1 protein-coding gene is annotated in these 274 nt (G+C 58.4%); it reads right to left on the reverse strand.

The window, feature by feature from the left end; translation table 11 throughout:
• Positions 1–252 (reverse strand): transposase (locus tag GSQ95_RS26045; protein ID WP_158974028.1); only part of this gene is annotated, 252 nt, incomplete at its 3' end.
• Between the last annotated feature and the right edge of the window lie 22 nt (positions 253–274).

The following is a 274-nucleotide window of genomic DNA, read 5'->3' on the forward strand; positions in this document are numbered from 1 at the left end:
CAAGTGCAGACGCGCCAGGATGCGCTCGAAGGTACCGTCGTCGCGCCAGTGTCGAAAGCACTGGTAGACCGTCTTCCAGGCACCATAGCGCTCGGGCAGGTCATGCCATTTGGCACCCGAGCACAGGATCCAGAAGAGGCCATCGAGCATTTGCCTATTATCTCGGCGTGGGCGCCCCATTCTCTGGGGAGGGGAAACGATGTCTTCGATCAACGTCCATTGCTGATTCGAAAGCTCGTAACGCCCAGTCATGCCGGTCTCCATTGCCATCACA

This window comes from Pseudomonas sp. BAV 4579 (assembly GCF_009765395.1).
In the GTDB taxonomy this organism is placed as follows: Bacteria; Pseudomonadota; Gammaproteobacteria; order Pseudomonadales; family Pseudomonadaceae; genus Chryseomonas; species Chryseomonas aestiva.